The 613-nt window shown below is 41.4% G+C and carries 1 protein-coding gene; it reads left to right on the top strand.

The genetic code is table 11. The features are described 5' to 3' along the window. The coding region (locus tag IQR33_RS08385; protein ID WP_228013805.1) for a hypothetical protein at positions 1-312 on the top strand (312 nt) is incomplete at its 5' end. Between the last annotated feature and the right edge of the window lie 301 nt (positions 313-613).

The following is a 613-nucleotide window of genomic DNA, read 5'->3' as shown; positions in this document are numbered from 1 at the left end:
GTCATAGTGTCGATAATTGGAGGACAAATTAGTCAGCACCTCGCTCATATCAAAGATTCCAGAATGCATACGATCGATACCTGGAACAGGCAACATCCTGAGAACTTACATGTCTCTAGAACATTTATTAATGAATGCCTTAATCGAAAAATGGTAAAGGATACTAGTTCGGACGAACCTTTCTTTGTAAAAGAGGTTTATGGACTGTATGAATGTGGTATTGAAGTCGGAGCGGATGACCTTGTGGAGAAAATCAAAGAGTCAGACAACTCATTGAGTACATTTGCTTGGCCATTATCAGCTTTGACTTAATACTTCGTTTTCAAATATTGAGGTCTAAATCGGACCTCATTTGAACCACTATCGAACAAAAATTAGTCAACTATACACGGTATCCACCACACTTTAAGGTACTCATTGGTGCCTCTCCCCCACCGCTTCGCTCCATCCGCACGTGCTGTAACTATAAGGTCGGCTTCGCCGCCTCTTGAGCATTCTCCCCCCTGGGAGAACCAGCGGCTTCGCCGCTTCTTAGATTGGTAAATACTATTCATATCGATTTATTTCTATCTTTATCTATCCATATCTATGTTTGGCTACGCCAAACTTTTTT

Origin of the sequence: Vibrio sp. OPT46, assembly GCF_015163535.1 — a bacterium.
GTDB lineage: Bacteria > Pseudomonadota > Gammaproteobacteria > Enterobacterales > Vibrionaceae > Vibrio > Vibrio alginolyticus.
Note: the sequence above shows the minus strand (reverse complement) of the source record. Positions and strands in the feature narration are given on the sequence as shown.